This window comes from Longimicrobium sp. (genome assembly GCF_036554565.1).
In the GTDB taxonomy this organism is placed as follows: domain Bacteria; phylum Gemmatimonadota; class Gemmatimonadetes; order Longimicrobiales; family Longimicrobiaceae; genus Longimicrobium.
Window position 1 is genome coordinate 1 of sequence record NZ_DATBNB010000054.1, and the last position, 6,488, is coordinate 6,488.

A 6,488-nucleotide genomic window follows, 5' to 3' on the forward strand; every position below is an offset into this window, starting at 1 on the left:
GCGAGGCCGCCGCCGCCCTGGGCGCCGCCGAAGCCGCCGCGTCCCCCACCGCGCCCGCCGCCGGTGGATTGAGCGCGGCCGTCGCGCAGGTGTGGGAGCGCTTCCGCGAGCCGGTGCTCAAGCGGGTGGACGTGGTGGAGCAGGCCGCGCTTTCGCTGCTGGAGGGCGGGCTCGACGCCGAGGCGCGCCGCAACGCCGAGCGCGAGGCGCACAAGCTGGCCGGCTCGGTGGGCACCTTCGGCTACGGCGAGGCGTCGCGCCTTTCCCGCGAGGCCGAGCAGCTCCTGGCCGGCCCCGGCGAGCTGGCCCAGGCCGACGCGCTGCACCTGGCGGACCTGGCCGTGGCCATCCGCCGCGAGCTGCAGGCGCCCATCGGCGCGGGGGGACCGGCCGCGCCCGCGCCCGGCGCCGCGCCCGAGGGGCAGGCGGGCGACGGGCCGCTGCTGCTGATCGTGGACTCCGACCGCGAGATGGCCGAGCGGCTGGCCATGGAAGCGTCGGGCCGGGGGATGCGGACGGTGGTGGCGCACGGGGCCGACGCGGCGCGGGGGAGCCTGGCGCGGCGGCGGCCGGACGCCGCGCTGCTGGAGCTGGACGGCGAGGGGCGCACGCTGGAGCTGCTGCGCGAATTGGCGGACGGTGAGTGGCCGGTGCCGGTGGTGGTGCTCACCCGCAGCGACGACTTCGCCGACCGGGTAGAGGTGGCGCGCCACGGCGGGCGCGGCTTCCTGCGCAAACCCATCTCGCCCCCGCGCGCCATCGACGCGCTGGAGCCCCTGCTGCGCGGTGGCGGCGACCGCGAGGCCGTGGTGCTGGCGGTGGACGACGAGCCCGCCGTGCTCGAGGCCGTCCGCACCATCGTGGGCGTGGGGGGCGTGCGGGTGGAAACGCTTTCCGATCCCCTGCGCTTCTGGGACGCGCTGGAATCGGCCGCCCCCGACGTGGTGCTGCTGGACTTCCAGATGCCGGGGGTCACCGGGCTGGAGCTATGCCGGGTGCTGCGGAACGACCCGCGCTGGCAGTCCGTTCCCGTCGTCTTCCTCACCGCGCAGACCGACCCCGACACCGTGCGCCGCGTCTTCGCCGCCGGGGCCGACGACTTCGTGGGCAAGCCTTTCGTGGGGCCGGAGCTCACGGCCCGCATCCGCAACCGGCTGGAGCGGGTGCGGCTTCAGCGCGCCATCGCCGAGACGGACGCGCTCACCGGCGTGGCCAACCGCCGCGGCTCGGAGGACGTGCTGGAGCGCTTCCTTCGCCTGGCGTCGGCGCAGAACGAGCCGTTCGCCCTGGCGCTCATCGACCTGGACTGCTTCAAGGGGATCAACGACCGCTGCGGCCACGCCGTGGGCGACGAGGTGCTGGCCCGGGTGGCGCGCGTGCTCCAGAAGCGCTTCCGCTCCGAGGACGTGGTGGCGCGCTGGGGCGGCGAGGAGTTCGTGGTGGGGATGTACGGAATGGACCGCGCCGACGGGGTGCAGCGCATTGCCGAGGCGCTGGAGGTGGTGCGCGAGGAGGTGTTCACCGACCCCGACGGGAAGACGTTCTCCGTCTCCTTCAGCGCCGGGGTGGCCGACTATCCGGCGGACGGGCGCGAGCTCCACACCCTGTACCGCGCCGCCGACGCGGCCATGTACCAGGCCAAGGCGGCGGGGCGCGACCGGGTGGTGCCCTCCGGGTGGACCCCCGAGCGGGGCGAGGGGCCGCGCTCGGTAGACGTGCTGGTGGTGGAAGACGACGACGCCATCGCCCGCCTTCTTCAGCACGCGCTGGAAACGCGGGGCTATCGCCACGAGTGGGTGAACAGCGGCAGCGGCGCGGTGGAGCTGCTCACCGGCCCCAACCCCGCGCTTCGCGCCCGCGTGGTGCTGCTGGACGTAGACCTTCCCGGGATGGACGGCCTGGGCGTGCTGCGCCGCCTGGCGCAGGAAAAGCTGCTGGGCCGCACCCGCGTGATCATGCTCACCGTTCGCACCCACGAGGCCGAGGTGGTGCGGGCGCTGGAGATGGGCGCCTACGACCACGTTCCCAAGCCGTTCAGCATTCCCGTGCTGCTGCAGCGCATCCGCCGGGCGCTGCGAGGCTGACCGCGGTGGATCCCGTCCAGCTGGTCCGTTTCGTTCTCTTCCTGGAGGTCATCGCCTTCGCCTGCGCGATCGCCGCCTTCTTCGGCCACGCGGTGCTCTCGAACGCGCGCGAGCGGCGTTGGGCCGTCGCCACGGCGCGCGGCCGGCGCGCGCTGATGGAGGTGGTGAGGACCGGGCGCCCCACCAAGGCGGACGAGGCGCTGCTGCGCGGGCTTCCCACCCGGCTGAAGGTGCGCCTGTTCACCGAACTGGTCCCCAGCATCAGCGGCCAGGGGCGCGCGCAACTGGGCGTTCTGGCGCGCGAGATCGGCCTGGTGCCGGTGGCGGAGCGGCTGGCCCGCTCCCGCTCCTGGCGCGACCGCCTGCTCGGGGTGCGCCTGCTGGCCACCGTGGGCGGCGGGCAGGACATCGTCCCGGCGCTGCTGGACGACCGTCACTCCGGCGTGCGCGCCGAGGCGGTGGAGTGGGCCGGCGAGCATCCCACGCCCCAGATCATCGAGCGGCTGGTGGAGCTGCTTCCCGACACCGACTGCTACGGCCGCTTCGTGGTGCGCGACACCCTGCTGCGGCTGCGCGCCGGCACCATCGAGCCGCTGGTGCGCTACCTGGAAACCCACGACGGCGCGGCGGCCGAGCCGGCGCTGGACGTGGCCGCCGGCATCGCCCACCCCGCCTTCAGCGCCGTGGCCCTGCGGCTGTGCCTCGACCCCGACGCGCCCGTGCGCGCCCGCGCCGCCGCGCTGGCGGGCGCCATCGGCAGCGAGGAAGCGGTGGGGGTGCTGCAGCGCATGGTGCACGACGACGACGCGGGGGTGCGCGCCGCCGCCGCCGCCGCTCTCGGCCGGCTGGGGCACTGGCCCAGCGCCGCGGTGATCGCCCCGCTGCTGCGGGACCGCGCCTGGATCGTCCGCAGCCAGGGAGCGCTGGCGCTCCGCGGGCTGGGAAGCCCGGGCCACCTGTACCTGCGCCGCGGGCTGACGGACGACGACCCCTTCGCGGCCGACATCTCCCGCCAGGTGCTGGACCTTCCCGAATCGTCCGCGGAGCGGGAGCGCTGGTGATGGACGCCGGACGGTTCGTGGAGATGGTGCTGGTGCGGCTGGAGACGGCCATCCTCGTCTACTTCCTGCTGGTGAACGGCTGGTACCTGCTGCTGCTGCTCAGCGCGGGATACGAGATGCGCGAATACGTGCTGCTTGCGCGCGGCCGCGCCCGCTGGCGGCTGATGGGGTCGCACGCGGCTCCCAGCATCTCCATGCTGGCCCCCGCCTACAACGAGGCCGCCACCATCTCCGAGAGCGTGCGGGGGCTGCTGGCGCTGTACTATCCCAACCTGGAGGTGGTGGTCGTCAACGACGGGTCCAGGGACGAAACCGTCCAGGTGCTGATGGACACCTTCGACCTGGCGCCCATCCATCCCATCTACCAGAAGCGCATCAAATCCAGGGACATCGTGGGCCTGTACCGCTCGCGCCTGCACCCCAACCTGGTGGTGGTCGACAAGGTGAACGGGGGCAAGGCCGACGCGCTGAACGCCGGGCTGAACCTGGCGACGGGCGACCTGGTGTGCGCCATCGACGCCGACACGCTGATCGAGGCCGATTCGCTGCAACGCATGGTGGGGCCCTTCCTGCACCGCAACGACGTGGTCGCGGCCGGGGGCACCATCCGCATCGCCAACGGCTCCATCGTCGAGAACGGGCGCGTGACGCAGGCGCGGGCTCCCCGTGCGCTGATCCCCGGGTGCCAGGTGGTGGAGTACCTGCGCGCGTTTCTCTTCGGGCGGCTTGGGTGGAACCGGCTGGGGGGAAACCTCATCATCTCCGGCGCCTTCGGGCTGTTCGACCGCCAGGCGATGATGAACGCGGGCGGCTACGAGCACGACACGGTGGGCGAGGACATGGAGATCGCCCTGCGGCTGCGGCGCACCGGCTACGAGACCAACGGCCCGCACCAGATCGCCTTCGTCCCCGATCCCGTGGCGTGGACGGAGGCGCCCGAGTCCCGCCGCGTGCTGGGCCGGCAGCGCGACCGCTGGCACCGCGGCCTGGCCGACGTGCTGTGGCGGCATCGGGGCGTGATGTTCAACCCGAAGTACGGGACGATGGGGATGGTGGTGTACCCCTACTTCGTCATCGTGGAATTGATGGCACCGGTGGTGGAGTTCATCGGGCTGCTGGGGCTCGTGCTGGGGCTGGCGCTGGGCGCCATCAACCTGCCGTTCGCCATCCTCTTCTTCCTGGTCGCATACGGCCTGGGCGCCGTGATGACGCTGATGACGCTGGTGATGGAAGAGGTTTCGTTCCAGCGCTACGACACCTTTGCCGACCGCGCGCTGCTGGTGCTGTGGGCGCTGGTGGAGAACGTGGGCTACCGCCAGCTGACGGTGTTCTGGCGCCTGCAGGGGATCTGGAAGTACCTGCGCGGCAGCAAGAGCTGGGGGGCCATGGAGCGAAAGGGCTTCGCCCCGGTGGTGAAGAAGTAGCCAAAGTGGTCATCGCTGATCGTACACGTGCTTCGCTGATGGGGAGGAGCCGATGAGGGGGATGGGTTCGGGGCCGCAGTCGTCCGCGGGGCTGGCGTGAGCGCGCCGTCGCCGTCGCCGGTGATGCGGCTGGTGGTCTTCTTCTACCTGATGGGGACGATCGGCTTCTTCGCGGGAACGCTCACGCTGCTGGGCCCGGTGCGCTGGGCCACGTCGGCGCTGCGGGCGCGCGGGGCGGGGCAGGGGATGGAGGACCTGATGGTCCGCGGGATGATCCTGCTGCTGGTGGCCGGCGCGGCGTTCGTGGCGTGGAAGCTCACCGGCCGGTTCATTGCCGCCGCGGGGCGGGGCCGCTGGGGCACCCCCGCGGTGACCACGGCGCTGGCCTGCGGCGCCCTGCTGCTCTGGCTGAACCCGCGGCTGGTGAACAGCGGCGAGGCCATGACGGACTCCGGCGAGCGCTTCGTCTTCGGCCCGTATCCCGACAAGGCGGCGCTGGCGCGGCTGAAGCGCCAGGGCTTCACCGGCGTCATCACGCTCCTTCACCCCGCCGTCGCGCCCTTCGAGCCCCGCCTGCTGGCCCAGGAACGGCAGGCCGCGCGGGAGGTGGGAATCCAGCTGATCCACGCGCCCATGCTGCCGTGGATCAGCGAAAACGAGGAATCCACCGAACGCATCCGCCAACTCGCCAGTTCGGGCCAGGGCCGCTACTACGTGCACTGCTACCTGGGCAAGGACCGGGTGAACGTCGTGCGCCGCCTGCTGACGGACGGCGACGCCTCCGTGGCCGAGGCGGAGAAGGAAAACGGCGCGCGCCGCCTGGGCGACATGCCGGCGTTCGAGCGCGGCGGCATCTACCACTTTCCCGACGGCGTCCACGTGGCTCCGTTCCCCACCGACGAGGAGTGGCTGGGATACGTGCTTTCCGGCTCGGTGAAGCAGGTGCTGTCGCTGCTGGACACGGCGAACACGGAAGACGCCACGTGGGTCGCCAAGGAGCGGGCGCTGGCGCGGCAGTACCGGATGCCGGTGGAGTTCGCGACGATCCGCTCCTTTCCCTACGATCCCCAGCAGGCGCTCGCCGCGGCCGCCCGGGCGAAGGCGCTTCCCCGGCCGCTGATGGTGCACGGCTTCCGCACGGTATCGCCGGCGGTGGAGGCCTTCGTCCAGGCGTACCGCACGGGACTGCCGCCGCTGCCGCCCTCGCTCTTCGCCGAGCCGATGGATGGCGGACCGGTGCGCGTTCTGGCCCCAAACGTCGCCGTGGGTCCGCGCCCGACGGGGCGCGAGTTCGGCGCGTACCTCCAGCAGCGGGGCGTGCGCGGGATCGTCTACGTGGGCACGGCGGACGCGGCCTCCCGCGCGGATCGCGGGATCGCGGAGTCGATCGACCTCATGTGGAAGGCGGGGGGCGCGACGGCGGCGGAGGTGCGCGCGGCCACGGCGCAGGGCGGACCGTGGTACGTCTACGGTCCCGGCCTGGGAGCGATCCAGGCCGAGCTGGACCGGCAGCTGGAGCCCGGGGTGCCGTAGCCGGCGGAACAGGAACGCGTGCCGCGTCTCGAGCCGTGGGATCATTCGCCCGGCCCTGCTGGGGCGACTGAAGTCGCGGCAACAACGGCCCGAAGTCCGCCTTCGCGGACTCCAAGCGCAGTCGAGTGCGCCACGCCGGCGGCACCGCGATTCAGGTCTCCCCCTCCCCTGCGCAGCGGGGGACGGGGGCCGGGGGGAGGGGGCTCTCGAGGCATGCACCGGCAGCCAGCCATCCGCGCTGATGTCATCCCAACCGAGGCCCCGGCTCCCTCGGGCGACTGAAGTCGCGGCAACAACGGCCCGAAGTCCGCCTTCGCGGACTGCAAGCGCAGTCGAGCGCACGGGGTCAGCCGGAGTGCGATTCAGGTCTCCCCCTCCCCTGCGCA

At 72.8% G+C, this 6,488-nt stretch carries 4 protein-coding genes; all 4 read left to right on the forward strand.

Going from position 1 to position 6,488, the window contains the following annotated elements; all coding sequences use genetic code 11:
* Positions 1-2,084 (forward strand): response regulator (locus VIB55_RS01460; protein WP_331874883.1); only part of this gene is annotated, 2,084 nt, incomplete at its 5' end.
* 5 nt (positions 2,085-2,089) lie between these two features.
* On the forward strand, positions 2,090-3,145 hold the full coding sequence (locus VIB55_RS01465; RefSeq protein ID WP_331874884.1) for a HEAT repeat domain-containing protein: 1,056 nt from the start codon (positions 2,090-2,092) through the stop codon (positions 3,143-3,145).
* Entirely contained in the window at positions 3,145-4,569 is a 1,425-nt protein-coding gene (locus VIB55_RS01470; protein WP_331874886.1) for a glycosyltransferase, read from the forward strand. Before VIB55_RS01465 ends, VIB55_RS01470 begins: the two co-directional genes overlap by 1 nt.
* A gap of 96 nt (positions 4,570-4,665) precedes the next feature.
* Positions 4,666-6,102, forward strand: coding sequence for a hypothetical protein (locus VIB55_RS01475; protein ID WP_331874885.1), 1,437 nt, complete (start codon positions 4,666-4,668; stop codon positions 6,100-6,102).
* Positions 6,103-6,488 lie beyond the last annotated feature (386 nt).

Excerpts from the sequence above, each read along its gene's own strand:
- VIB55_RS01470 (WP_331874886.1), top strand. The coding sequence starts at position 3,145 with ATGGACGCCGGACGGTTCGTGGAGATGGTGCTGGTGCGGCTGGAGACG.